Consider the following 25,776-nt stretch of genomic DNA (forward strand, 5'->3'; position numbering starts at 1 on the left):
AAAAATTCGAGTGTTACTTTTTATGAAAAGGAGAACTATTGATGAATTATAAACAACTACTACTAGAAAACTTTGCATTTAAAACTTCATATGTTGCACAATTTGTGCCCGGAATGAGTATAAAAAAAACGAAAGATTATATTGCTGTTGATTGTGGATTACCTGCCGATACATTTAATATCATCACTCTACTAAACAATAATTTAACGGAAGGGATCGAGAAATTATATAAAGAGGTAGAATACTATTATCAAAGAAATTTTCCAATGAGTGTTTGGTTATGGGATGAGGAGCAAGAGCGGGATATAAAAAGTGAGTTAATTAAAATCGGTTTAAAAGAAGTAGAACAGAATATTGCGATGGTAGCAGACTTAAAAACAATTTCCCCAACAATAAACATGCCAGTAAGTTTTACTATTCAACAAGCATCTTCACCTGGACAAATAAATAAATTTGGAGAAACGTTAGCTGATCTATTCGGTACATCAGAAGAAGGTATACATGTACAAGCATTCTATAATCAAATTTCTAATCTTGATATATGTAACAGTGAGAATCTGAAATTATTTTTAGGGTTATATGAAGGTGAAGTCGTAACTGTTGGTTCATTGATATGTTCAAAAGATAGTATTGGTATTTATGACATAGCAACGAAAGAAGGAATGAGAGGACGAGGGTTCGGATCTGCTATGTTCAATTTCCTGCTGCAAGAAGCACATAAATTTAAAAATACGTATTGTGTATTACAAGCTTCACCCGATGGAATCAATATTTATAAAAAATCGGGATTTCAAGCTATCGGCAAAATGACTGTATTGGAAAATCGACATTTAATTGAGTAAATCATTCAAGTTAAATCGTCTTTATATAGGAGCTTATAAATCGTTATGAAAAAGATATATCTCGTTACAATAATTTGTGCATTTATAGTAATAAGTATCTTTGTTTTTCAGAAAATAAATGAACATAAGTATACTAAAGCTATTAATCAATCAAATCATATAAAAAATATCGCACATAGAGGTGCTTCTGCATATGCGCCTGAACATACAATAGCAGCATATAAATTAGGACAAAAAATGAATGGAGATTATATAGAAATTGATCTCCAAATGACAAAAGATGGGCATTTAGTGGCAATGCATGACGAAACCTTAAACCGTACAACAAATGGTACTGGGCTAGTGAAAGAGCATACATTAGAAGAAATAAAGCAACTAAATGCAGATTCTTTTTTCAACGAAAAATATCCGAACTTAGCAAAGAAAGAATTTGAAAATGCTAAAGTCCCAACATTAACAGAAATTATTGAAACGTTTGGGCATAACGCAAACTATTATATTGAAACAAAATCACCTAATGAATATCCAGGAATGGAAGAAAAATCATTAGAAATTATTAATCACTATGAAATACAGGATAAAGTTATTATTCAATCGTTTAGTGAAGAAAGTCTGCAAAAGATTCATAGCTTAAATAGTAATATATCTTTAGTACAATTATTACCTAATAAAAAAGCAGTTCAATTAACAGAATTAGAGATAGAAAAGTATAAAACGTACTGCATAGGTCTTGGTATGAATTACAAATATATTGATTCAGATTATGTAAATAAAATAAAGAAAAACGGATTAGAAGTTCATCCATTTACAGTAGATAATGAAAAAGATATGAAAAAGTTACTTTCATGGGGAGTCGACGGGATGTTTACTAATTATCCGGATCGTTTACATTCAATATTGGATTTGAAAAGTCATGAATAAGAAGTGTTATTCATAAAGGGAAAATTTACACAACCTATATATTAGGATTAATAATGCAAGGTGGCATGTTGCATATAAAAAGAAAATACCAAAAACCGCAACTTGAAGACTTAGGTTGTGGTTTTTTTATTGCTTCGATTTCAACTTACAAAGTTTGAAGCTAGAAGTGAAAACCTTTTTAGCTGAATTGGCTTCCTATGTATTTGTACTTCGTATCGTTCTAGGTATATGTACAACCCGTGAGACGAGTTTTGCATAGGATAATAGAAAAGGAGATGTTGCATATTGAAATACCACAATAGAAATGTAAGTAATCTGAATAAATTAGCGGATAATACGAAAGCTGCAGCTTTTAAGTGGTATCAGTACTGTATCGACAATGGAATTGAAGTATTAATTTATGAAACAATCCGTACGGTCGAGCAACAACGTGAATATGTTCGTAAAGGAGCATCACAAACGATGCGCTCATATCACTTAGTAGGACAGGCATTAGATTTTGTTCCAATCCAGTCGAATGGTACAGAAGATTGGAATGGCTATAATAAAGAACCGTGGGCATCAGCAATTCGTTATGCTAAACAAATTGGCTTTGAATGGGGCGGCGACTGGAAAGGATTTGTGGATAGCCCGCATTTGCAATATAACTACAAAGGATATGGAACGGATACTTTTGGAAAAGGTGCTCAAAACGTAGTGACTCCTCCCCCGTCGAATGATAGTGTAGGGATTGCTTATATTAACGGTAGTAATGTAAATTTACGAAAAGGACCTGGTACTGGATATGGCGTTATTCGTCAATTAGGGAAAGGAGAGTCCTACAAAGTATTTGGACAATCAAATGGTTGGTTAAATCTCGGTGGCGATCAGTGGATTTATAACGATCCATCATATATTCGTTATACGGGAGGAAATGTACCAACACCTTCACAATCATCAAACGAGGGTGTTGGTGTAGTTACTATAATCGCTGATGTATTGCGTGTTCGTACCGGCCCAGGAACAAATTACGGCATTGTGAAAAACGTGTATCAAGGTGAAAAATATCAATCATTTGGATATAAAGATGGTTGGTATAATGTTGGTGGAAATCAATGGGTTTCTGGTGAATATGTTACGTTTGTAAAGTAAAAATAAGAGCCGTCCTGTTGGGCGGCATTTTATTTTAAATATTCATAGGACGAGCATTCATAATATTATTTGTAATACATAGAGTATAATTTTTCATTCTAATAATCAGAAAGTAATCAAAATGTAATTAATTTCAACTACGCTTTTTATATTTTTTTGATACACTGGCTACGAGGGGGATACCAATTAAGGTGGGTAAAAACCAAAACCATATTGGCGGAAGTAAATTTAAAATGGGAATATGGATGCCGATATTTACTAAAAGTGCGGTGACTGCACCAATATAAGAACCTAGCATACCTCTAATGTGGTGATGGAGCCAATTTTTCCAACGTTTTTTTCGTGCAAGGTATCCATAAATCGCAAATGAATAAGAGAAGATTGCTACATAAAATAAATATGCGATTTTATCCCAGTTGATAATGGATAATATTATTGCCGTAAGGGTAATGACAACATAGGATGCATGATATATTTCGCCCCATTCGGTATGTTTTCCTTTCTTCTTTTGGGCAACCATCGCTACAATACCAGTGATTAAGCATATTGTTCCAAATAGGATGTGTATGGTTAAAAGAATGTTAAAAATGCTCATAATAATTCCTCCTTTTTTATTTTTATAGTATTGCAGTATAGGAGAAAAGTTGAAAAATATAGTTAGTTCGGCTTAATATATTGAAATAAAGGTACCCCTAGAACAAAACCCAATGATTTAAATATTTAGTGAGATGATTATTATGTTAAATGAAGGAGAGACTTCTATGTTTACATCTATTACATATTTACAATCGGGCAATGAGAAACAACAAAAAATATATGATGTTTTGAATAGCCTAAACATAATGGAGGATTTAGCTTTATATAATCCCGTTCTTTGCGGGACAATCCCTATAAGAATTGATACTCCTCAATCTGACTTAGATATCGTAATGGAAGTATATAACTTTGATGTTTTTGAGCAGGAAATGAGATCTTTATATGGTTCTTATGGAGGGTTCAACATAAAAAAGAAAAAAATTAAAGGTACTGAATCGATAAAGGTGAATTTTGAATTCGAAGGTTTTGAATTTGAATTATTTGCTCAACCGAAGCCAGTGCGTAATCAAAATGCATATAGACATATGATAGTGGAACACATGTTATTAATGCAACATCCCCATATAAGGGAAGAAGTTATTCGCTTAAAGGAACAAGGTTTAAAAACAGAACCTGCTTTTGCTCAAGTATTAAATATTGACGGAGATCCTTATGAAAAACTTATTTTATTAGGGCAGGAAATGAAATTGTGGTAAATAAGATACGTAAAAAAATCCTCCAAAAACAAAAGAGGATTTTTTTATGCCGTTAACTTTCGAATTAATTCACTGAGCAATTTAATCCCGTAAGTCATTTGTTCTGGTGAAGCATATCCATATGATAAACGAATGTACTGATCTGATTCTTCTTCATAAATACGTCCTGGGTTTAAAAGAATTCCTTTTGATAGAGCCTCTGAAAATAGTTTTTTCATCGGAATGTTATGTACAACCTTTAGCCATATAAAAAATCCACCACTAGGAATATCCCACGATGCAATATCTGCACAATATTTATTTAAAGCTCGTATCATTATTTGTCTTCGCTCTTTCAGGTGCATTCTTACGTTTGCTACATGTTCTTCATAAAAACCTTCATTTATCCATTTAGCAGCTACTCTTTGAGATAAAGAGCTGGATCCATAGTCTGTTTGCATTTTTATATCTGACAATCTATCAATAACAGGTTCTGATCCGATTATCCATCCAATTCTAAGTCCTGGGCTAAGTGTTTTAGAGAGACTACCAATATATAATACCTGTCCATGTTTATCCATCGACTTTAAAGGAGCTGGAGGTGATTCATCAATCCATAACTCTCGGTAAATATCATCCTCGATGATAGGCAACTGCTCTTTTTCACATATTTTTAATATTTCTTTTCTTCGCTCTTTGGTCATCAATATCCCCGTTGGATTTTGAAAACAAGGGATTGAATATAAAATATTATTCTTTTGACTATATTTAATTCGTTTTAATAAATCGTTAGGTAAAATACCGTGATGGTCCATTGATATACCGGATAAATTTATATTTGCTGATTGAAAAACATGAAGTGAATATAAGTAAGAAGGTTGTTCAAGTAAAACAGTTGATTTTCTATGTAAAAGACCAATTGATATTAATTGTAATGCTTGGAGTGCACCCGAGACTATTAATATAGAATCCGGTGATGCATGTATTCCAAATGATTTTACGTATTTGCTTATTGCTTCACGTAACGGATAAAAACCTTTTTGTTCTTCGTATCCGAAATAATCTAATTCCTCACTGACGGTTTTTATTATAGATTGCATAGTTTCGAGCGGGAAAAGATGAGGTGCAAGTTCACCTTTACCAAGATGGATAAGCTTTTTATTTGCTTCTGCTTCATTTATTTCTCGAACCATTAACTTACTTGGTTTATGAATACCGGCTTTTACATATTCACTCCAATCGGGCGGAGGATTAGTTGCTAATAATGACCATGTATTATTCATTACAATTGTTCCTGCTCCGATTTGTCCTTGAATTAAACCATCTGCCATAAGTTCATCTAGCGCAGTAATTACAGTACTTCGATTTACATGAAATAATTTTGCTAACTGCCGCTGACTAGGGATTTTACTTCCAATTGGCCATTCTCCGTTTTCAATTTTTTCTTTCATATAGTCTATTATCTGCTGATATTTGGGCACTTTTTTATCGGTCGTCATATAAAAAACTCCTTCGTTTATTTAAAAGATTCAAAGTGGTTGGTTTTTCCGATAAATAACTGGTTGAAGACATTGTATCAACTATTAAATATGATGAAAAGAAATAATTGGTAATTTAAAAATGGTTGGTTTTTTAGGGAAGGAGAGAAAATATGCATAATAAAAAATGGGATTTACGCATTATATGTGCTCACGCTTTTACAATTCTTATATGGGGAACTGCTTTTCCAGCAATTCGTCTGGGGCTTGAATCTTATACGCCTGAACACCTTACTTTACTACGCTTATTAATCGCCTCATTTATACTTTTGTTATTTTCATTTATATACAAACTACGACTACCGGATTTAAAGGATATCCCAGCAATTTTCATATTTGGTGCTCTAGGATTTACTATTTATCACATCGCATTAAACTACGGCGAAAAAACAGTAAATGCTGGATCTGCAAGTTTAATAATTTCAGTCACTCCAATAGTGACGGCAATTCTTGCTTCTGTTTTTTTGAATGAAAAAATGAAATTAAATGGCTGGATCGGTGGTGTAATGAGTTTTGCAGGAATTGCCTTAATTTCATTTAGCCAGGGCGATGCTATTCAATTGAATAGCGGGGGATTATTTATATTATTAGCGGCGATTTCAGAAAGTCTATTTTTCGTTTTCCAAACATCTTCCTTAAAAAAAGACGGCTTCTTACCATTTACCATATATACAATTTTGTCTAGTACTGTATGTATGCTTATTTTCTTACCCGGAGTTTATCAAGAAATACTAGTAGCTCCTCTTGAAGTTAACTTGAGCGTTATATATTTAGGTGTCTTTCCAACAGTACTCCCGTATATTGCATTGGCCTATATTATATCTCGTGCTGGTGCTTCTGAAGCAACAAGTTCTCTATATTTAACGCCAATAACTGCGTGTTTCATTGCTTGGATATGGTTAGGAGAAGTGCCAACTTTAGTTTCGATAATTGGCGGAGGAATTACTATACTTGGAATTGTGATTGCTCATATACCGGTATTAAGAAAAGAAAAAAATAGGAATTTAGCAAATAATCAATCTGTATAATGTAATTCAATAATAATTTTATGATACTTTTTTATATAGTTTCTTTCTTATGTTGATAAATATAATATTTTGTATTTCAGTTAAATATTGTATGTTACATTTTATGTAGTAAGCATTTTAAAAGGAGCTGACAACATAATGAATGGAAAAAGAAAAATTTTCACATGTATTTCTATTGTAGGAATCGGACTAGCTAGTTTTTCTAATTCTAGTTTCGCAGCAAGTGTAACGGACAATTCAATACAAAATTCTATTCCCGTAGTTAATCAACAAGTAGCTGCTGCAAAGGAAATGAAACCATTTCCCCAGCAAGTTAATTATGCAGGTGTTATAAAACCGAATCATGTTACACAGGAAAGTTTAAATGCTTCTGTAAGAAGTTACTACGATAATTGGAAAAAGAAATATTTGAAAAATGATTTATCTTCTTTACCTGGTGGTTATTACGTAAAAGGAGAGATTACAGGTGATGCGGATGGGTTTAAGCCACTTGGAACTTCAGAAGGTCAAGGGTATGGGATGATAATTACAGTATTAATGGCTGGTTATGATTCGAATGCTCAAAAAATCTATGACGGTTTATTTAAAACAGCAAGAACTTTTAAAAGCTCTCAAAATCCTAATTTAATGGGATGGGTTGTCGCAGATAGTAAAAAAGCACAAGGTCATTTTGATTCTGCTACTGATGGAGATTTAGATATTGCGTATTCGCTTCTTCTTGCTCATAAGCAGTGGGGATCTAATGGAACAGTTAATTATTTGAAAGAAGCACAAGACATGATTACAAAAGGTATTAAAGCTAGTAATGTTACAAATAATAACCGACTAAATTTAGGAGATTGGGATTCTAAAAGTTCACTTGATACGAGACCATCTGATTGGATGATGTCACATCTTAGAGCATTTTATGAATTTACAGGTGATAAAACTTGGCTTACTGTTATTAATAATTTGTACGATGTTTATACGCAATTTAGTAATAAGTACTCTTCAAATACAGGACTTATTTCAGATTTTGTTGTAAAAAACCCACCACAACCTGCACCTAAAGACTTCTTAGATGAGTCAGAATATACAAATGCATATTATTATAATGCTAGTCGAGTACCTTTAAGAATTGTAATGGACTATGCGATGTACGGCGAGAAGCGAAGTAAAGTCATTTCTGATAAAGTCTCTTCATGGATTCAAAATAAAACGAATGGAAATCCTTCTAAAATTGTGGATGGTTATCAATTAAATGGATCCAATATTGGTAGTTATCCAACTGCTGTATTTGTTTCACCGTTTATTGCTGCAAGTATAACGAGTAGCAATAATCAAAAGTGGGTAAATAGCGGTTGGGATTGGATGAAGAATAAGAGAGAAAGTTATTTTAGTGATAGTTATAATTTATTAACTATGTTATTTATTACAGGAAATTGGTGGAAGCCTGTACCTGATGATAAAAAAACACAAAATCTAATAAATGATGCAATTTATGAAGGATACGATAATTAATTAAATTTGAGAATGGTTACTGAAGAAAGGAATTAGCATTCGCTAGTTCCTTTTTAATGTTTTGTAAAACATTATCCATTCTAAAATTCGCATAGATATACTTGCTTTTTTCATATACATAGTTATTGATGACTCTATGTTTTTATGAAGGGAGAGTATTTCTTGGAAAAAGTATTATTTTTCGGAGACCCAGGTATTGATGACTCATTTGCCATTATGTATGGTTTACTGCATCCCGAAATTGAAATTGTAGGTATTGTAACTGGATACGGAAATGTTGAGCATATACATGCTGCACATAATGCAGCGTATATTTTACAGTTAGCAAATAGACAAGACATTCCTGTCATTAGTGGTGCAACAAAACCACTGACAGAAGAAATCACTACGTACTATCCTGAAATTCACGGAGCAGAAGGATTAGGGCCCATCCATGTTCCAGGAAATATATTATCTATTCCAATATATAATTTCGGCAGTATTGCTGCGATTCTTATAAAGTACGGAAAAGATTTAACGATTGTTGATGTAGGAAGATCTACCTCGTTAGCAATTGCTTTTAATTTATGGAATGATTTAATGCTAAATGTAAAAGGAATCTATTTCATGGGTGGTGTTTTTTTAGAAGTAGGAAACGTTACGCCATTAGCAGAGGCAAACGTGTATGGAGATCCGATAGCAAGTAAAATTGTTTTCCATCAAGCAAAGAATTTATTCATATTCCCTTTAAATGTAACAAACAAAGCTGTGTTAACACCAAATGTATTTAACTATATTCAAGCTAATACAAAGAATCCATTTCATATGATAATGAAACCAATGTATGATTACTATCTATCCGCATACCAAAAACTTAATCCATCTATGGAAGGGCCTTTGCTACATGATGTGGTTGCAATAAGTGGATTAGTAAATCCAAGTTTTTTTGAATTTGTGCATCGTACAGTAAATGTAGATACATACGGAGATACGAAAGGACAAACATTTGCTGATTTTCGCCCTAACTCTAAATCTGAAGGAGCCCGTATAGCTTTAGAAATAGATGCAGAAAAATTCATTCAAGATTTTATAAAAATTATGTTATAAGTTGCTGTCGAAAAAGGGAATTATTTCAATGCGTTGAATATAAAAATACATCCTCTAGATAAAGGAGCTTACAATATTGAATGTCCAGTTAAAGGTTGTTACGAGAGACAATTGGGAAGATGCATTAAAGTTACAAGTTAAAGAAGATCAAAGAAAATTTGTCCCCGCTGTAGCAGTTTCACTTGCTAAAGTATATATAAAACCAGATGGTGACAATGTAGAGTACATACCATTCGCTATATACGATGGTGACCTTATGGTTGGTTTTGTTATGCATGCTGTTGTAATAGAGACATCGGATATGTATTGGATTAACGGATTTATTATTGATCAATCGCAACAAGGTAATGGTTATGGAAAAGCAGCATTACAAGAAAGTATTAATATAATAAAAAATACGTTTAAGGCATGTAAAGAAATTAGATTAACCGTACATAAAGATAATATCTCTGCAAAGAAATTATATGAACGATATGGTTTCATATCATTAGGACAGGAGTATGATGGTGAGCAAGTATATCGTTTATTTGTTTAACTATTAGGAAGTAAAGGTGTGAAATGAAATATGCAATTTACTGAAGTGAAAATTGAAGTGTTCATTCCTGAAGAATATATTGAAACATTAAGGGATGAATTAAATAAAATTGGAGCATGTAAAACGGGCGAATATGACCATTGTCTTTCCTATAGTTCAGTGAAAGGATATTGGAGACCTTTAGAAGAGGCATCTCCTTTTAATGGAGAAATTGGTCAAATATGCGAAGGACAAGAATGTAAAGTTGAAATAAAGTGTAAACGAGAACTTGTAAAAGATGCTCTTGAAGTTATTAAAGATATTCATCCGTATGAAACACCTATGATTTATATTATACCAATACTAAATGACTATTTTGAGAAACTATACATTAAATAACTAGGAGGAATATCAATTGAAAAGTAAATTTCATCATATTGTACGAGCAGTCATGATAAAAGATGAAAAATTATTAGTTGCTGAATATATCGGCCATCATTATTTTTTACCTGGTGGCCATGTTGAAATTGGAGAATCAGCAGAGAATGCATTAAAAAGAGAGTTAAGAGAAGAACTTGGAGTAAACTGTAGTATACAACAATTTTTAGGCGTCATAGAAAATCAATGGCAAGATAAAGAAGTTCTTCATCATGAAATTAACCACATTTTTGAAGTAGAGTCACAAGATTTACATACGGACTTAACACCGAAATCTAGCGAGTCTCATTTAGCATTTCACTGGATAGCTTATAATAAAGAAGCCTTAAATCATTATGAAATCATGCCAATGCCTTTAGTAAAGGAATTATTAGAAAGTAAGTTAAATGATGAACTCCTAAATTGTTGGATTAGTAATTTTTAAATCACTTTATTTATAGTAAATACGTCCATCGAATGAATATAAAGAAAATAGGCTGAAAAACAAGGTACATCACCTAGTGTAAGTTCATATTTTGTTGATGTACGCATTTAGTCTATAGTCTTGTTTCTACTTTGTTTAAAAGAATTTATTAACTTTAATATTTGGACGGAATTTACATTTATAAATGGAGGGTTTCATAATGAATCAGTTTCAACAAGAACTACAATCATTAAACCTTAATGATTATCAAACTGGCAATGTTGTGTATTGGGATCAACAACAAAGTCAATATCCATACTATTACATTCAAGACGATGCACGTCGTTGCGGCGGATGTGGAGGTTGTGGTGGACGTTGCGGTGGATGTGGCGGTAGATGTGGTGGTTGTGCAGGTCGTTGCGGCGGATGCATAGGATGCGCAGGATGTTTCAGTTGCTTTAATTGCTGGAACTGGTGGATTATTTAAGTATAGAAAATTCAAGTTATTTTATATGAAAGAAAGGTGTAAAAACTATTTTGCACTTTTCTTTCATGCTGTAATTTTGATGTGTATTAAGGGGGATTTATTTGTATATATATGATAAGTTGATTTCTTGGGTAGAGGATATAAAAGAAAAAAATCATAGTTCTGCTACAGCACTTTGTATTATAAAAGATAATAAAATCGTACTAGAGCATTATAGTGGTTATCACTCAAATACATCTACAACCAAGAGAGTAACAGCATCTTCACAATTTAACGTTGCTTCTGCTCGAAAAAGTTATTTAGGATTAATGATAGCGTATGCGCTTTACGAGGGGAAAATAAGTTCTATCGATGATGAAGCGATAAAATATTTTAAAGACTTTAATCCTGTATTGCTTAGTAAAACGACGATAAGACATTTAGTAACACATTCGCACGGATTAGAAGAAACGAATGACGGGACAATTTTTCGTGAATTTGAACCGGGACAATCATGGGCGTATAGAGATATTAATGTAAGAATGATGACACGTCTTATTTATCAGCTATATAACAAAAGTTTTCCTGAATTGTTAAAGGGGCGTGTGTTTAAACCTGCTAATTTTCAAGAAACAGGTTGGAGAGTTCAGCGAGATGAAAATTTAGTTGACGTTGTTAATAATCCAAATGAAGACGCAATTAGTGAAATTGGTACGGTAGATGACGGTACTGAAAAAAATTTATTTGTCTCAGCTAGAGAATTTGCGCAGTGGGGTAATCTGCATTTAAATCAAGGTATGATAGATGATAAACAAATTGTTCCAAAAGAAGTTATAAAAATCGCTACGAGTTTGCAGAGCCCAACATTTATAAACAAAGAGCTACCACAAAATGGGGTGTTTTGGTTCATCCAAAATGAGCCTGCACAATTAAGCGAAATTGGTGAACGTATTCCAAAAGGGTCGTATCAAATATTAGGGATTACTGGACCGACTATTTTAGTAATACCTGAATATAATGTAGTTGTTGCAAAAATGTATAATAAAAGATATAACTACGGTGGTGATAATTACTTATATTATTTACGTGAATTTAGTAATTTAGTCGCTGATACATTTAGTAACGGTAATAGGGCATAATTACTCCTATAACAAAAAGGAGTGATTGAAAATGAAAGATAACGTGAACAAAAATAAAAAGCAAAATATAAAAGATGTAAATACAGAGCAAAATGCAATTTATAGCGATCCTAAAGATGCAGCTAATATGCAAACTGTACCGCAGCCGAAAGATTTTGATGAAATCGAATATTAATTTTTCATCCGACTATATGATGAATGAAAAATACGTCTTAAGTCTCATAACATTTAAGAAATTATTTGATAACATATATACATAAGCATTTGAAAATGTCTTATCTTAACAAAGCTTTCTTTAGAAATATCTGATATAACCTGCAAAAGGCACTTCTTTATGAAGTGTCTTTTTGTGTATATGAACTTAATTACCATTTTCCGTACAGTATCTTGCAATTTATGATGGATATACTAACTGTGAAAATTCATGTCAAGATAAAAGAAGGGGACAGTTAGTATGAAACAAACTTCTATAAATCCGTTACTAATTGTTCTAGGTACAATCATTGTTCAAATTGGCCTTGGAACAATTTATACATGGAGTTTATTTAATCAACCCCTTGTAAGTAAGTTTGGATGGAATCTTAATTCAGTAGCGATAACTTTCTCCATAACTAGTTTTTCTTTATCATTCTCAACTTTATTTGCAGCCAAGTTGCAGAAAAAATTAGGACTTCGAAAACTTATTGCTACTGCAGGAATTGTTTTAGGACTCGGCTTAATACTTAGTTCACAAGTTTCTTCTTTACCACTATTATATTTATTAGCTGGTGTCGTTGTTGGTTATGCGGATGGAACAGCTTATATTACATCACTATCTAATTTAATTAAATGGTTTCCAAATCGGAAAGGGCTTATTTCAGGTATATCTGTATCAGCGTATGGAATGGGCAGCTTAATCTTTAGATATATAAACGGAAATCTTATCGATAACTTTGGTGTATCACAAGCATTCTTATATTGGGGTATTATCGTGTTACTTTTAGTGTTAATCGGATCGTTCTTCTTACGTGAGGCAATTGTAAGTAATGCTGTAACTGAAACATTACACAATGACTATACTCCGCGTGAAATGATGCGAACGAAACAAGTATATCTGCTATTTTTTATGTTATTCACCTCGTGTATGGGTGGTTTATATTTAATCAGTATGGTAAAAGATATCGGCGTACAACTTGTTGGACTTAGCGCAGCAACCGCTGCAAACGCCGTTGCTATGATTGCAATCTTTAATACAGTAGGTAGAATCATTCTTGGGACGTTATCAGATAAAATCGGGCGAATGAAAATTGTCTCTGCAACGTTTATTATTATAGGTTTGTCAGTCTTTACTTTAAGTTTTATTCCGCTAAATTACGGAATCTATTTTGCTTGTGTAGCAAGTGTCGCCTTTTGCTTCGGCGGTAATATAACTATATTCCCAGCTATTGTCGGAGATTTCTTTGGATTAAAAAACCATAGTACAAATTACGGCATTGTCTACCAAGGTTTCGGATTTGGTGCGCTTGCAGGATCATTTATTGGAGCGATACTTGGAGGATTTCAACCAACTTTCATTATAATTGGTGTTTTAAGTGTTATTTCCTTCATTATTTCAATATTAATCCGTCCACCAAATGTAGAAAAGAAAAAGGAACTAAAACATTTACATCGGAAAGTAGCTTAATTTTAAAAAGAGTCCTCATACTAGGGCTCTTTTTTATTCCATTAACTTTGCTTCTTTACCAACTCATTAAAGACAGGACAATATCATTTTAAAATTGAATAGATAAGTAAAAAGGAGCGTGACACTTAAAATGAAAATAGTACAGCAGTGGGTACAAGAAGATAGTGATTACATAAGAGAGAAAGTAATTGAATATAATCAAAAATATCTCGCAGATGAAGAAAAAACACCTTCAGAAAAGGTTAGTTTCATAGTAAGAGATGAAAAAGAAGAAATCGTAGGCGGGGTAACAGCGATAACTTTTTGGCACCATATACACGTTGACTTTCTATGGGTTTCTGAAGAATATAGGCATGAAGGTTACGGAACCAAGTTAATAAAACTTATTGAAGAGTTTGCAATTGAAAAAGAGTGCAGGTTAATCAATTTAGATACTTTTAGTTTTCAGGCACCTGATTTTTATAAGAAGCATGGATATAAAGTAATCGGAGTAAGTGAAGATCATCCGAAAGGACATAATCATTATTATTTAGAAAAACGGCTAAAAAGTATATAGAATTTGTTAACATTAGTATTTGGAATACACATGCAATAAGGGCGAGGTTATTATTAATTTCAGTATTAATTGAATCAATTTTTATTCTAAAACTGCAAGAACGTCCTTTGGATAATCTTCCTAAGGTACGTTCTTTTTTATATCAGTAGCCTATTCTTATTAATTCCACCAATACTGGTAAAGGCAAGACTTAACTAACTTATATATATTAAAAGGAGTTAATGGTAAAATAAATAAAAGACAGAAAATTCCTTTTATTAAAAATAGAGGAGGTACATATGAAAAAAGTAAATGTTACATATGCACTTTTATACGATAAAACAAACGAAAAGATCTTAATGGTAAAAAACAAAGGGGAAAATGGTTCTTATTATACATTACCAGGTGGCGCAGTTAAATTAGGAGAAACGTTAGAAGAAGCAGTAATTCGAGAAGTAAAAGAAGAAACAGGGTTACATATAAATGTAAACGGGATTTGTTCTATCAGCGAAGCCTTTTTTGAGGAAAGAGATCATCATGCAATTTTCTTTAATTTTCTAGGCGAAATAATTGGCGGGGAGACATATATATCAAGACCAAAAGAAATCGAAGAGATTACTTGGATGGAATTACATATAGCAGCTCCATATTTACGCATACCAGAACATTTACTAGATTTATTACAAAGGAAAGAAACAGTACCGTACTTTTTTAACGGAACAATCGTTCATCAATCTTCATAAAAATATTATCTCATGTAAGGTGGGGAAAACATGGAGTTCATCGTTAATCACAAACAATTTACTCAAGCACTTTCAGAAGTTAACAAAGCGATATCAACAAAATCTTTAATTCCTATATTATCTGGTATAAAAATAACTGCAGATCAATCTGGAATTACTTTAATTGCAAGTAACTCGAATATTTTTATCGAAAAATTCATTCCTGTTTCAATTGAAGACGAAAAGATTGCAACTATTTTAAAGGCAGGAACTATTGTTGTACCTGCAAAGTATTTCATTGAAATAATAAAGAAAATGCCAAGTGATATAGCAATAAAAAGTAAGAATGAGCAATTAATTACGATACAATCAGAAGAAATCACATTAAGTTTAAATGGATTTCCTGCAGATGAGTTTCCGAATGTACCGCTTATAGACAATCATGCAGAAATCAAAGTAGAGACAGAGCAATTGATTGAAGTATTTAAACAAACAGTCTTTGCGGTAGCGAAAAATGAATCTAGACCTGTTCTTACTGGGGTGCATATAGAGTTATCTAATAATAAGTTTATTTGTGCTGCAACTGACTCACATAGACTAGCGATACGTGAAACGCGACTTTCCTCAGATGTAAAAGCAAATTGTATTGTACCAAGCGCAACCATTAGTGAACTTCTAAAATTAATGAACAGCAATTCGGAATTCGTATATATTTACCTTTCAGAGAGTCATATTATATTTACGCTCGGAACAACTACATTATATTCAAGACTAATTGAAGGGAAATATCCTAATATTTCTAACCTTATTCCAAATGACTTTAAAACGATTATTAACATAGATAGAAAAAAGATATTACAAGGTGTAGACCGATCAAGTTTATTAGCAAGTGAATGGGCCAATAACAATGTTAACTTAGAAATCATAAACGAATCTACAATTAAAATTTCTTCAAACGCTTCTCAAATTGGGCAAATATCCGAAACGCAACAAATAGATGCGATTCAAGGTGAAAAACAATTAAATATATCTTTCGATGGGCGTTTTATGGTTGATGCTTTAAGAGCAATAAAAGAAGAAACGATTACTTTAAGCTTTGGCGGTTCTATGAGACCGATATTGATTGAAGCAGGAGAGCAATCTGCAGCAGTACATCTTATATCACCAGTAAGAGCTTATTAGGGATAGAGGAAGGGATTACATTATGTACAAGCAGACTTTTGTTTTATGAAATCATAAATTAATACATTATAAGAATGATGTATTAGTAAAGCAAACAGTTTACTAAATCCTACATAATATAATTCAATCATAGACAAAGCAGCAATGGTAATCTGAAATACAAAGCAAAATAATAATAACCTAAATATAAAAGCATAGATTAATCGATATGGGGTGAGTACGATGAAGAAAGTAATTGTTTTACTCATTGGTATAGTTTTAATTATTTTTGCTTTTTATCAATACAACAAAAAAGACTATGCAGCTAAAAGTACTAACTTGTATGTAGAAGACTTTAAAGGGGCAAATGATTCAATAAAAATACAATCTGCTATTAATAAAGCAGCGTCTAGTAAAATAAAAACCGTATTGCTTGATGATAAAAAGTATAAAATCACGTCACCAATCACTGTTAAAAAAGGTGTGAAATTATTATTTGGTTATGGATCACAATTTGTGGTTGAGGGAAACTTTAGAGTTCTAGAACTAGAGAAAAACGCATCCATTGAAGGAGCGTATATAGCTATTGACGATCCTAAATTTAACTCTGAAGTTATTTATTTAGACGGTAAAAATAAATATTATAACACTTGGAACAAAACACAAATAAAAGATATAAATATTATTAATTGGACGGAAACGAATAAAGGTACCGGAATTTCTTTATACTCTGCTGGAAAAGAAAATGAAATTTCGTTTATTAACTTCGAAAACATTAAAATTGTAGGAATGGAAACCGGACTAAAATTAGTAGCAAAAAAACCGAGCACCGGACAAGCTTGGATAAATGCTAATCGTTTTATGAACTTTTCTTTAGAAGACTGTGTGAATATGATTTATATGGATAGTCAAGTAACTACGCCAAATGAAATTAGTGGGAATCAATTTACAAATCTTCAAATACAGCCTTCAAATAAAACAAAAAGCATTATAAAAGTAAGTGGTCAGTATAATGAATTTCATGGGATGGTGTGGGATTTAAATAAAATAAAACATGAAAACGAACTCATTGAACTAACTGATAAAAGTATGAATACAGTGATTGAAATGTTCAGTGTACCAGCAAATAGAATTTTAGATAGTGGGAAATCAAATATAGTGAAATAAGTTTAAATACAGAAAAAGAGCGAATTCCTTATAAGAGAGTTCGCTCTTTTTCTATTTATAATTAAATTTCTCTTCACCAAGCTGTTGAAGGATAGTTTGTAGATTTTAACGTAATAGATTCGCCAATTTGAGGCGTTGTAATTTTAACACCTAAACGGTTGGCTTCTTTCGTAACACGTTCTATCGGGTCACTCCATTTGTGTAATGCTAACGTAAAAGCACCCCAATGAATTGGAAGAAGTAATTCTCCTTTAACATCAATATGAGCTTGTACCGTTTCTTCAGGCAACATATGAATAGCAGACCACCTCGGATCATATTGCCCGCATTCCATTAATGTAAGATCGAATGGACCGTATTTATCACCAATTTCCTTAAAGTGAGGGGCATAACCGCTATCACCACTAAAGAAAATTTTAGTCTCTTGACCAAGAATAAGCCATGAACACCATAATGAACGATCTCTATCTGTCATACCACGTCCCGAGAAATGCCTTGCAGGCGCACATACTAACTTAATATTATCAAACGTAATTTCGTCCCACCAATTATGCTCACTAATTTTACTAGGCGAAACACCCCATTTAATAAGATATTGTGCAACTCCAGTTGGAACATAAAAGTGCTTTGCGCGATCTTTTAACTGCATAATACTTTTGTAATTCAAATGATCATAGTGATTATGAGAAATGATAATCGCATCAATTTCTTGAAGGTCATCACGTTCTAAAGAAAAAGCACCACTATAGCGTTTACTATTAAACAAAGGAAATGGGGAAGAGGCATCTCCAAACATCGGGTCTAATAACAGTTTTTTACCTTCTATTTTCAAAAGAGAAGCAGAATGGCCAAACCATGTAACACTCTCTAACGGTTCATTATCTTTATTTGATAAAACGATAGGCAAATCCTTTATAGGACGCAGCTTTGATTTTATTTTAAAGTAATCCGTCATTAAACTTATAATATCTTTCGGTTTAAAACTCATATCAGTATGAATTTGATTTGTATATTTCTTATTCATTCGTTCTCCTTTTTACGATTAACAATTTACGTATGTTGTTATTGTAGCTATTTGTAGTTTAAACTATATTATTTTACCTTTCATCTAAAATGCCTTGTATTTCATAAATCCGTCAAATTCATTATTTGTATCTATAAAGTACAAATCGCACAGCAGCAGCTAAGACAAATATTAAGTACATGTAAATTGTTTTTATTTAGTAAATTCCTTCTTATACGCAGCAAAGAACATACGTTCCGTTGTATGTTATAGAAGAAAATATGTCTCTAATAAAAGAAAGGAAGGAGAGGATGTAAGTGCACATAAAACGAAAAAAGAAATCAAAATGTAAACTATCAAAATCTGAAATAACGCAGCTATATGCAGAGGGGAAGAGTACCTCAGAGATCGCTACACTTGCTAATGTGTCTGCAAGGTATATTCGTATGGTTTTATCAGACAATAACGTACCAAGGCGCGCTATAGGGAGTTGGAAGAGAAAGTATGACATAACAGAAGATTATTTTAAAACGTGGTCAAATAACATGGCTTATATTTTAGGGTTTATAGCAGCAGATGGTGTTATACAGAAGGAAAATCAATGTGTCAGTATATCTCAAAAAGAAAGTTATATTTTAGAAGATATAAAAAAAGAACTCAAAACAAACCAGCCACTTTATCAAAACAAAAAAACAGGCGTATATATGCTAAATATTAATAGCAAAACAATAAAAGACGACCTTATGAACATACACGGAATTATGCCATGTAAATCATTTAACATCGAATTTCCTTTTGTACCAGAAGAATATTTGCATCATTTTGTTCGTGGGTATTTTGATGGGGATGGTTACGTCAAGTATGAAACTTATACAGTTAATTTCGTAGGTGGATCATATAACTTTATGAATTCTTTACATCAAATTCTTCAAAATCGCAATTTACGAGCCGATTTACTAAATCAAAACAAACATTATCGCGTTATTTTATCTGGAAGAAAATCAATACAACTATTTTCAAATTGGATTTATAAAGACAAAGATATTTATTTGCATAGAAAATATGAAGTGTTTCAGAAAGAAAGTCTGAATTTAGATCAATTACAAGATCGAAAATTAAAACAAACTCAAACTGCCGTTAAACAAAGAAAACAAAATTTCCTTGAAGAATATATGAAAAATAAATGTAATACTACAACTTGTTCAAATTTAGAAATAAGCGAATCGGCTTTCAAACGTTGGCTAAAAAATGATAATCAATTTAAAAGAGATTATGAAAAGATTAATTTAACAATGTCCACTAGCGATAACTAAATATAAAATCCTAAAAATCCACCAGCAAGTTCAGCTGTAGAAGTTAGAAAGTTAATTAACGATAACTTTTTAATTGAAATCGAAGCAATTGCTGTAGCAAACTAATTTTAAAAACTTATTATGAATCATATCCATGCAATTCGGTTAATGCGTTCAGTTAAAACGAATTGCATTTTTTATTGTCTTAAATATAATTTATATCTGGAGACATTTTCATCAACAACTTATAAAACAAACAACTAAACAATCCATCAAACAGAATGATTAAAAAGAACGAGGGGAGGCTAATCACAATAACAAACTTACATATAATAAGTTTGTTATTTAAAGTTAGTTAACATAATATATATTATAGGCAGTTATAGAAACAAAGTAATATCAGGTATCAAAAACCAAGTAAACTATACTTAATGAGACGAAACAGAGATTTTTAGTGAAATTCACATGAAATCTTATCTAAACAAATTTCTTCAGCTTTTATCGTTTTTATTTGTTATAAATTCATCACAGCAAATCTTAATCAATAATCGCTTAAGATTTAACGAATTAAAAACATTTTTGATTGGCAAGAAATTTTTATACAGAAAAATTATTTCTATACAAAATATAAATTAGTAATTTTATTTTATGTTTTACTTAATGAATTTATTGCTATTTGCACATGTTTTACAACTTTACATTATTTGTTGTTATTTCTGTTATTTAGACTTGACTTTCATTACAATCATTGTTTTTTATTCTAGTTAACATAACGCTTATTTTTAACATAAAAAAATCCTCCTCACCTTCAGGAAGATTTTTTGTTTGCTATTATATTATTTATATCTTCTAGTAACAATCCCAATTGTAAATGACATTGGAAAAATCTAGATTTAACACCTCTTCCTTACGTATAAAGAAATTAGCAACGCCAGAATCTCCCCACATAATATTTAATGAATCGTCTGTATCGATTTGCAATAATAATATATCATGTTGTTGGTATTTTTCTTCCCATTCTCTCGGATCTGTCTGTGTGAAAAATGGATAACCACCAATTTTATGCCCTTGATCTTTACATAAATCATCATACAGTTCGCCTAATTCTGTATTATTTTCTTCATCAACAATTTCTTCCCAATCAATGTTATCACTAAAAATCATTTCAAATCGATAATCTCTTGGTGTTACTGGTTGATAAGCTAACTCAAAATTCAGTTTTGTTGCTTCAGGTATGATAAAGTCCTCTAATTCTAAGGTGTTTAAATAACTAAAATCAGTAATAACCTTATTTAAATCTTCTATAATTGTAGAATGATAAATAATTCGAAAGTCTTTTTGGATTGTTGGATGATCAAAATCTGCTCCGTAAAGCTCATCATCAGCACTTACGAAAAACTGTAACATTCCCTTTTGAGGCATATATTCAACATGCGGAATTTCTTCAAAGTTTAACTGCGCAAGTAGCATCATAGGTTGTCCGTTTGAGTCTTTAGGATGCTCTTGATCTATAGGTAAATACGGATATCCACCAAACTTACTTTCAAAAAGCGTTGTCTCTGCTTGCGTTCCAGACACTTTAACATACGGTTTCACACTTTCTTCTAAAATACTACGATACTGTTCTAGTTCTTTCGGAATTTGAAGTTGATACGTATTCTTCACTACATTTGCCTCCCTTTAGTAATGAATTGAAAATGCCTAACTTAATTATATAGCAAGCGATAGCTTAATTGAAAATCGTTAAAAATCCATTTTCACCCTCATTTTTTGCGCGCTTGGTGGACAAAGTAAATTATGTTCTAAAACCTTTTTATTAATAGTTCGAATTAAGTCCGCTGCTTCTGCAGTATTTGTATTTTCTTTTAGTTTTTCTTTTAAATCATCAATTTCTTTTGAAAGCTCAATCCACCTAGGTAAAACATGATTATTTGCTAAAGTTCTATAAAGTTGCTTTTCAGGATTGTAAGAAAGATCTTTATCAAGATTAAGAGGTTTCCCTTTACCAGGTAAATTATCAAAAGCTCCTTTCTGTTCTGCTTGTTTAACGATAGAACTAATATGATCCTCATACGTATAAGACCAAACTTTCTCATCTTTTACTAAAATCTCTTGTTTTTTTAGTTTTTTATCTAGTTCTTCTTGATTCATAGATTCTCTCTCCTTTTTATTTTCTAATGTCGTTTTTGTAAATTCTAATGCCCTTAATCCATCGAATAGCTTTTCTCGCCACCATACGCTATCATGTCCGCCTTGAAACTCTTCGTAAGTGGTTTGGCGTTTCTTTTCTTCTAAAGCTTTATATATCCGTCTATTAGCCGTTAAAAGAGGTTCGTTTTCGAGTTCACCTACTGCTATGTAAGAATGTAGATGAGTCGCATTAGAATATATTGATGAAATTTGATTTTCAATCCAAGGAATTGTATTTTCATAATTATCCTTTTTCCAATGTACGGATCCAGACAGTGACAACACATTTCCGAAAATATGTGGATTTTGAAGTGCTGCATAAAAAGCTGCTAAGCCACCAAGACTGAAACCAGCAATTGTTGTATGATTCTTTTCTTGATAAACGTGATACTTAGCTTGAATCCACGGAAGTAATTCCTTCGTTAAAAATGCATTCATTTTATCGTTATAAGTTAGCTCTTCTAATCGATCGACAGGATCTATAGCAACAGCAATACACGATGGGATTTCTTTTTCGTAAATTAAATAATTAAGTGTTTTTGTGATTGAAAGGTCATTAATGAATGAATTCCCATCAAATACAATGAGAAGTTCTTGAAGATGTGAAGTGTGAGAATAATCATGAGGCGTATAAATATGAATTTTGCGTGTGTTATTTAAAATCGAACTATAAAAAGAATATGTTTCAATCTTTCCGGATGGATAATCATTTGAAGGAAAACGACTGCTATATTGCACCTCCATTCCTATGTTTAACACAGACGCTTTATTGGTACCTTCTCCAAATGTATTTCGATTAAATTGGTCTATTTCGTACTGTTCACTACACTTTATCCAATCATTTTCGAAAACATCGTTTACTGAAAAATAGTACGTTGAAATAAAACTCTTATCCGTCCTAAACGTTACATACCAAATATCTGTCTGTAACAATCGTTGTAATTGATTTACAGACAAATCCCAACCAGGAAAACTACCGAATACATAAACGTTTTCAGTGTTTTGATCCCCTAACCATATATACGTTATAAGCTTATACTGACTATCTGCAGGGCATTGTTCTATTAGTGGCGTGTGATTTGACTTTATTTCATGCAAAAAAGTATAAAGAGCTTTTTTGTTTCCATTCTTTAATTGATTTTTAAGCTTCTCTAACTTAGGACTGATTATTGTAGTCACCTCTCTTCCTCCTTTGTAGTATTCAATATGTAGTTTTTTTCATTAGAATCCCTATATAAAAGTAGTCGTAAGTTATTTGTTTAGCGAAGTTATTTATTAGAAAAATAATCAATTGCCTGAATAGAAAGTTCCAATGATTTTATTCTTCTTTCTAAAAGCGTTCTTTGAGGACTCCCAAGCTTTGACTTAACGTAAATCTTTTCAATTGATGGAAGCAAACCAATTAGAACATTACGAGCTTCTGCTAAATCTTCCTGAGTATAATGATGAGTTTCTTGCTTCCAAACACTTTCTAACATAGCTAAGCCGATACTAGCTGCTTTGAGTCTTTTTTTCACTAAAGTAGTATTTGATCCTTTTTGAGTCATCTGTGATAAGGCATTTTCAAGTTTACTAATTGTTGACTGTAAAGATTTTATTGATTCTACTTTATCTATATTTGATACGTTTTTCATGTTAATGTTATCCCTTCTACGTTGCTAACTTGTTTTGTTTAATGTTCAATGAAATCCTTAAAAGCTTGATTTCACTCGAAATATTTTAACATAAATAACTAACTGTATTCGAGTTGGACAATAACTTAAAGTAAAACAGCTATTCCTCTCTCCTCCCCTGTAGCATTCTATTATATGTACTTCTTTCTTCTTATTAGAATTCCTATATAAACTAGTTGTTAATATTGAATGTTTTATGAACAAAAAAACGTACAAGTAATGTAACCTGTACGTTTTCGCTTTTATTCAGTAAGGTAATAAAGTAATAGCTTCCTGGTCTTCTCATAACTTATGAAATCTCTATACAAAATGGGATAATTCACAAGTTCTGTTTCTAGAAAACGATATTGCGGAAACCACTCGAAAAACGATTTTCTTAACCACTTTATTTGTTGAAACGTAATGTTCTGTTCGTTTCCATTTAGTACAGAATTTAAAGTAGCTGCTGTATGCATCCAATAATGATTAAAATCAGCGTTTATACAGTCATCTTCGGTAAATTTACTTTTTAAGTCTCGCTGTAATTTTGCTGTAGCACGATAAGGAAACGGTTTATGAAGTGGACTATGCATTTTCTGCAATTCCTTAAAAATAATTCGTTTTCCTAACTTCAACTTTCTCCTCCTTTATTTCTCTATCCAATTTAATAAGTTTTCATAATGATATTGAGCATCGATATACCCAAGATTATATAGATTAACAAGCTTTTCCTTATTTCTTTCTATTCCGCTTATAGGAAGCTGTACACTTGGCTGAATTACATAAAAATTATCTTTTTGTTCTTCTCGATTCATATAAGATATCGTCTCATTATAAAAACGATAATGGTCTACTAAATTCTCTGCGATTTTCGGATATTTTCTATATAAAATTTTAGCCAGGCCTGAAAATTTATTTCGCTGCTTCTCATATCCTTCTGGCTTTGTCATAATGACAACGTTCTTTTCATAACCATCCTTTTGGGCTTTCAAAACTGGTATAGGGTCTATAATCCCTCCATCTAATAATTTTCGATTATTATATTCTACAGCAGGTGCTATAAACGGTACAGAGCTTGAGGCGCGAATGATTTTTAAAATATCATTTCCGTGTTCTGCTTTATTATAATAAATGGCTTGTCCTGATTCGCAATCAGTCGTCCCTATGACAAACTGTTCATTACATTTTAAGAAAGTTTGAAAATCAAATGGTACAATTTTATTAGGTACTTCATCAAATAAAAAATCCATTCCGAATAATTCGCGTTTTCGAATCAAATTTCGATAAGATATATAACGGTGATCTGCTACTAGCTCTGTATTTACTTTCTTATTTCTCCCTTTTTGACGTGATAAATAAGTTGCTCCCATACAGGCTCCTGCTGATACGCCGACTACATACGGAAAGAATAAGTTCTTTTCCATGAAATATTCGAGTACACCTGCAGTATATAAACCTTTCATTCCTCCGCCTTCTAATACTAAACCTATATTCTTCATGCTATATCCCTCTGCTTCTTTTTTCTTAATTTCATATTAGCATAAGATTTTAAGATGAGGTTATATAAACTAATTACAACAATAACCAGAAACTACTAAAGTAATGTCATAATATCTTTGTGAGTAACATGTTACAATATAAGTAATTCATTCCACATATATTAAAGGAGGAATTTAATATGGGTTTATTTAGCGGTATTTTAGGAAATGCATCAAATACGAGTTCTGAAAGTGTAGAACGTGATTTAGAGAAGATTATGCTAGACGATGAAAAAGTAGAGCATGCTTATAAATTAATTCGTGATCTAATCGTATTTACAAATCGTCGTCTTATTTTAGTAGATAAACAAGGAGTAACTGGCAAAAAAACAGAATACCATTCTATTCCTTATAAAAGTATTACACAATATAGCATCGAAACGGCTGGGCATTTTGATTTAGATGCAGAACTTAAAATTTGGGTGTCTAGTATGGAGGATCCAATTACGAAAGAATTTAAAGGTGACGATAGTATTTTAAGCATTCAAAAAGCGTTAGTAACCTTTACGACTAAGTAGTGGTTTTTGTATTTTTATTCATTTTTAAAATTACTAACCCGAGTATTTTGGAAGAACA

At 31.9% G+C, this 25,776-nt stretch carries 28 protein-coding genes and 1 pseudogene; 21 read left to right on the forward strand and 8 right to left on the reverse strand.

The genetic code is table 11. The features are described 5' to 3' along the window. The first annotated feature begins 41 nt into the window (after nt 1-41). The 3 genes from MHH27_RS13625 (at nt 42) to MHH27_RS13635 (ending at nt 2,894) form a co-directional block, all read left to right on the forward strand. Nucleotides 42-842 carry a GNAT family N-acetyltransferase gene (locus MHH27_RS13625; RefSeq protein ID WP_072938610.1) on the forward strand — a complete coding sequence of 267 codons (801 nt, stop codon included), beginning with the start codon at nt 42-44 and terminating at the stop codon, nt 840-842. A gap of 45 nt (nt 843-887) precedes the next feature. Then, the gene (locus MHH27_RS13630; RefSeq protein ID WP_072938612.1) at nt 888-1,763 is read left to right on the forward strand and encodes a glycerophosphodiester phosphodiesterase; all 876 of its coding nucleotides are present in this window, start codon (nt 888-890) and stop codon (nt 1,761-1,763) included. 285 nt (nt 1,764-2,048) lie between these two features. Further along, a complete protein-coding gene (locus tag MHH27_RS13635; RefSeq protein ID WP_000873736.1) occupies nt 2,049-2,894 on the forward strand; it encodes an SH3 domain-containing protein in 846 nt (281 codons plus the stop codon). A gap of 133 nt (nt 2,895-3,027) precedes the next feature. Here the strand turns inward: MHH27_RS13635 and MHH27_RS13640 are convergent, their stop codons facing one another. Next, complete coding sequence (locus tag MHH27_RS13640; protein ID WP_053564312.1) at nt 3,028-3,489, reverse strand: DUF2306 domain-containing protein; 462 nt, start codon at nt 3,487-3,489, stop codon at nt 3,028-3,030. A gap of 166 nt (nt 3,490-3,655) precedes the next feature. Here MHH27_RS13640 and MHH27_RS13645 point away from each other — a divergent pair, with 166 nt between their 5' ends. Further along, nucleotides 3,656-4,186: a DUF4269 domain-containing protein gene (locus MHH27_RS13645; protein WP_069355698.1), complete on the forward strand. Its 531-nt coding sequence runs from the start codon at nt 3,656-3,658 to the stop codon at nt 4,184-4,186. Between the two features lie 44 nt (nt 4,187-4,230). Here the strand turns inward: MHH27_RS13645 and norG are convergent, their stop codons facing one another. Next, nucleotides 4,231-5,664, reverse strand: coding sequence for an efflux pump transcription regulator NorG (norG, locus tag MHH27_RS13650; RefSeq protein WP_340942930.1), 1,434 nt, complete (start codon nt 5,662-5,664; stop codon nt 4,231-4,233). A 152-nt stretch (nt 5,665-5,816) separates the two neighbouring features. Between norG and MHH27_RS13655 the strand changes: the two genes are divergently transcribed. The 14 genes from MHH27_RS13655 (at nt 5,817) to MHH27_RS13720 (ending at nt 17,525) form a co-directional block, all read left to right on the forward strand. Beyond that, a complete protein-coding gene (locus tag MHH27_RS13655; protein ID WP_340942933.1) occupies nt 5,817-6,731 on the forward strand; it encodes a DMT family transporter in 915 nt (304 codons plus the stop codon). 138 nt (nt 6,732-6,869) lie between these two features. Continuing rightward, on the forward strand, nt 6,870-8,231 hold the full coding sequence (locus MHH27_RS13660; protein WP_097987280.1) for a glycosyl hydrolase family 8: 1,362 nt from the start codon (nt 6,870-6,872) through the stop codon (nt 8,229-8,231). 162 nt (nt 8,232-8,393) lie between these two features. Next, the gene (locus MHH27_RS13665) at nt 8,394-9,317 is read left to right on the forward strand and encodes a nucleoside hydrolase (protein ID WP_090977911.1); all 924 of its coding nucleotides are present in this window, start codon (nt 8,394-8,396) and stop codon (nt 9,315-9,317) included. A gap of 76 nt (nt 9,318-9,393) precedes the next feature. After that, a complete protein-coding gene (locus MHH27_RS13670; protein WP_001102673.1) occupies nt 9,394-9,852 on the forward strand; it encodes a GNAT family N-acetyltransferase in 459 nt (152 codons plus the stop codon). 30 nt (nt 9,853-9,882) lie between these two features. Next, nucleotides 9,883-10,230: a divalent cation tolerance protein CutA gene (cutA, locus tag MHH27_RS13675; protein WP_100910218.1), complete on the forward strand. Its 348-nt coding sequence runs from the start codon at nt 9,883-9,885 to the stop codon at nt 10,228-10,230. A 16-nt stretch (nt 10,231-10,246) separates the two neighbouring features. Continuing rightward, nucleotides 10,247-10,693 (forward strand): NUDIX domain-containing protein, encoded by a 447-nt coding sequence (locus tag MHH27_RS13680; RefSeq protein ID WP_000836831.1) that lies wholly within the window; start codon nt 10,247-10,249, stop codon nt 10,691-10,693. A 199-nt stretch (nt 10,694-10,892) separates the two neighbouring features. Further along, complete coding sequence (locus MHH27_RS13685) at nt 10,893-11,159, forward strand: heterocycloanthracin/sonorensin family bacteriocin (protein ID WP_001071389.1); 267 nt, start codon at nt 10,893-10,895, stop codon at nt 11,157-11,159. A gap of 101 nt (nt 11,160-11,260) precedes the next feature. Further along, entirely contained in the window at nt 11,261-12,277 is a 1,017-nt protein-coding gene (locus MHH27_RS13690) for a serine hydrolase domain-containing protein (protein ID WP_098289741.1), read from the forward strand. Nucleotides 12,278-12,308: 31 nt separating this feature from the next. After that, nucleotides 12,309-12,452: a hypothetical protein gene (locus tag MHH27_RS13695; protein ID WP_097923838.1), complete on the forward strand. Its 144-nt coding sequence runs from the start codon at nt 12,309-12,311 to the stop codon at nt 12,450-12,452. 279 nt (nt 12,453-12,731) lie between these two features. Then, entirely contained in the window at nt 12,732-13,940 is a 1,209-nt protein-coding gene (locus MHH27_RS13700; RefSeq protein WP_335467342.1) for an L-lactate MFS transporter, read from the forward strand. Between the two features lie 130 nt (nt 13,941-14,070). Next, the gene (locus MHH27_RS13705) at nt 14,071-14,496 is read left to right on the forward strand and encodes a GNAT family N-acetyltransferase (RefSeq protein WP_098289742.1); all 426 of its coding nucleotides are present in this window, start codon (nt 14,071-14,073) and stop codon (nt 14,494-14,496) included. A gap of 278 nt (nt 14,497-14,774) precedes the next feature. Further along, entirely contained in the window at nt 14,775-15,218 is a 444-nt protein-coding gene (locus tag MHH27_RS13710; protein WP_029442479.1) for an NUDIX hydrolase, read from the forward strand. A 30-nt stretch (nt 15,219-15,248) separates the two neighbouring features. After that, entirely contained in the window at nt 15,249-16,379 is a 1,131-nt protein-coding gene (dnaN, locus tag MHH27_RS13715; protein ID WP_097923842.1) for a DNA polymerase III subunit beta, read from the forward strand. A 222-nt stretch (nt 16,380-16,601) separates the two neighbouring features. Next, nucleotides 16,602-17,525, forward strand: coding sequence for a hypothetical protein (locus tag MHH27_RS13720; RefSeq protein ID WP_090977905.1), 924 nt, complete (start codon nt 16,602-16,604; stop codon nt 17,523-17,525). A 73-nt stretch (nt 17,526-17,598) separates the two neighbouring features. On the opposite strand, the gene MHH27_RS13725 is transcribed toward MHH27_RS13720, so the two are convergent. Then, nucleotides 17,599-18,549: an MBL fold metallo-hydrolase gene (locus MHH27_RS13725; RefSeq protein WP_340942945.1), complete on the reverse strand. Its 951-nt coding sequence runs from the start codon at nt 18,547-18,549 to the stop codon at nt 17,599-17,601. 296 nt (nt 18,550-18,845) lie between these two features. Between MHH27_RS13725 and MHH27_RS13730 the strand changes: the two genes are divergently transcribed. After that, on the forward strand, nt 18,846-19,841 hold the full coding sequence (locus tag MHH27_RS13730) for an LAGLIDADG family homing endonuclease (protein WP_090977903.1): 996 nt from the start codon (nt 18,846-18,848) through the stop codon (nt 19,839-19,841). A gap of 12 nt (nt 19,842-19,853) precedes the next feature. Then, nucleotides 19,854-19,946, forward strand: a pseudogene (locus MHH27_RS32025) (RidA family protein); the annotation flags it as partial. A 723-nt stretch (nt 19,947-20,669) separates the two neighbouring features. Here MHH27_RS32025 and MHH27_RS13735 read toward each other — a convergent pair. From MHH27_RS13735 to MHH27_RS13755, 5 genes are all read right to left on the reverse strand, one after another. Then, nucleotides 20,670-21,485 (reverse strand): YwqG family protein, encoded by an 816-nt coding sequence (locus MHH27_RS13735; RefSeq protein WP_340942947.1) that lies wholly within the window; start codon nt 21,483-21,485, stop codon nt 20,670-20,672. Between the two features lie 78 nt (nt 21,486-21,563). Further along, entirely contained in the window at nt 21,564-23,189 is a 1,626-nt protein-coding gene (locus MHH27_RS13740) for a DnaJ family domain-containing protein (protein ID WP_340942950.1), read from the reverse strand. 89 nt (nt 23,190-23,278) lie between these two features. Next, the gene (locus MHH27_RS13745; protein ID WP_000800305.1) at nt 23,279-23,644 is read right to left on the reverse strand and encodes a hypothetical protein; all 366 of its coding nucleotides are present in this window, start codon (nt 23,642-23,644) and stop codon (nt 23,279-23,281) included. Between the two features lie 281 nt (nt 23,645-23,925). After that, nucleotides 23,926-24,297: a YxiJ-like family protein gene (locus MHH27_RS13750; protein ID WP_340942952.1), complete on the reverse strand. Its 372-nt coding sequence runs from the start codon at nt 24,295-24,297 to the stop codon at nt 23,926-23,928. A gap of 12 nt (nt 24,298-24,309) precedes the next feature. Beyond that, nucleotides 24,310-25,161 (reverse strand): patatin-like phospholipase family protein, encoded by an 852-nt coding sequence (locus tag MHH27_RS13755; RefSeq protein WP_000789260.1) that lies wholly within the window; start codon nt 25,159-25,161, stop codon nt 24,310-24,312. Nucleotides 25,162-25,340: 179 nt separating this feature from the next. On the opposite strand from MHH27_RS13755, the gene MHH27_RS13760 reads away from it, so the two are divergent. Continuing rightward, nucleotides 25,341-25,718 (forward strand): PH domain-containing protein, encoded by a 378-nt coding sequence (locus MHH27_RS13760; RefSeq protein ID WP_000522472.1) that lies wholly within the window; start codon nt 25,341-25,343, stop codon nt 25,716-25,718. Nucleotides 25,719-25,776 lie beyond the last annotated feature (58 nt).

The organism is Bacillus sp. FSL L8-0152 (assembly GCF_038006365.1).
In the GTDB taxonomy this organism is placed as follows: domain Bacteria; phylum Bacillota; class Bacilli; order Bacillales; family Bacillaceae_G; genus Bacillus_A; species Bacillus_A cereus.

Bases quoted from the DNA above. Each gene is read 5' to 3' on its own strand.
- MHH27_RS13625 (WP_072938610.1), top strand. From the start codon at position 42: ATGAATTATAAACAACTACTACTAGAAAACTTTGCATTTAAAACTTCA.
- MHH27_RS13630 (WP_072938612.1), top strand. From the start codon at position 888: ATGAAAAAGATATATCTCGTTACAATAATTTGTGCATTTATAGTAATA.
- MHH27_RS13640 (WP_053564312.1), bottom strand. From the start codon at position 3,489: ATGAGCATTTTTAACATTCTTTTAACCATACACATCCTATTTGGAACA.
- MHH27_RS13645 (WP_069355698.1), top strand. From the start codon at position 3,656: ATGTTTACATCTATTACATATTTACAATCGGGCAATGAGAAACAACAA.
- norG (WP_340942930.1), bottom strand. From the start codon at position 5,664: ATGACGACCGATAAAAAAGTGCCCAAATATCAGCAGATAATAGACTAT.
- MHH27_RS13655 (WP_340942933.1), top strand. From the start codon at position 5,817: ATGCATAATAAAAAATGGGATTTACGCATTATATGTGCTCACGCTTTT.
- MHH27_RS13660 (WP_097987280.1), top strand. From the start codon at position 6,870: ATGAATGGAAAAAGAAAAATTTTCACATGTATTTCTATTGTAGGAATC.
- cutA (WP_100910218.1), top strand. From the start codon at position 9,883: ATGCAATTTACTGAAGTGAAAATTGAAGTGTTCATTCCTGAAGAATAT.
- MHH27_RS13685 (WP_001071389.1), top strand. From the start codon at position 10,893: ATGAATCAGTTTCAACAAGAACTACAATCATTAAACCTTAATGATTAT.
- MHH27_RS13695 (WP_097923838.1), top strand. From the start codon at position 12,309: ATGAAAGATAACGTGAACAAAAATAAAAAGCAAAATATAAAAGATGTA.
- MHH27_RS13700 (WP_335467342.1), top strand. From the start codon at position 12,732: ATGAAACAAACTTCTATAAATCCGTTACTAATTGTTCTAGGTACAATC.
- MHH27_RS13705 (WP_098289742.1), top strand. From the start codon at position 14,071: ATGAAAATAGTACAGCAGTGGGTACAAGAAGATAGTGATTACATAAGA.
- MHH27_RS13710 (WP_029442479.1), top strand. From the start codon at position 14,775: ATGAAAAAAGTAAATGTTACATATGCACTTTTATACGATAAAACAAAC.
- dnaN (WP_097923842.1), top strand. From the start codon at position 15,249: ATGGAGTTCATCGTTAATCACAAACAATTTACTCAAGCACTTTCAGAA.
- MHH27_RS13720 (WP_090977905.1), top strand. From the start codon at position 16,602: ATGAAGAAAGTAATTGTTTTACTCATTGGTATAGTTTTAATTATTTTT.
- MHH27_RS13725 (WP_340942945.1), bottom strand. From the start codon at position 18,549: ATGAATAAGAAATATACAAATCAAATTCATACTGATATGAGTTTTAAA.
- MHH27_RS13745 (WP_000800305.1), bottom strand. From the start codon at position 23,644: ATGAAAAACGTATCAAATATAGATAAAGTAGAATCAATAAAATCTTTA.
- MHH27_RS13755 (WP_000789260.1), bottom strand. From the start codon at position 25,161: ATGAAGAATATAGGTTTAGTATTAGAAGGCGGAGGAATGAAAGGTTTA.
- MHH27_RS13760 (WP_000522472.1), top strand. From the start codon at position 25,341: ATGGGTTTATTTAGCGGTATTTTAGGAAATGCATCAAATACGAGTTCT.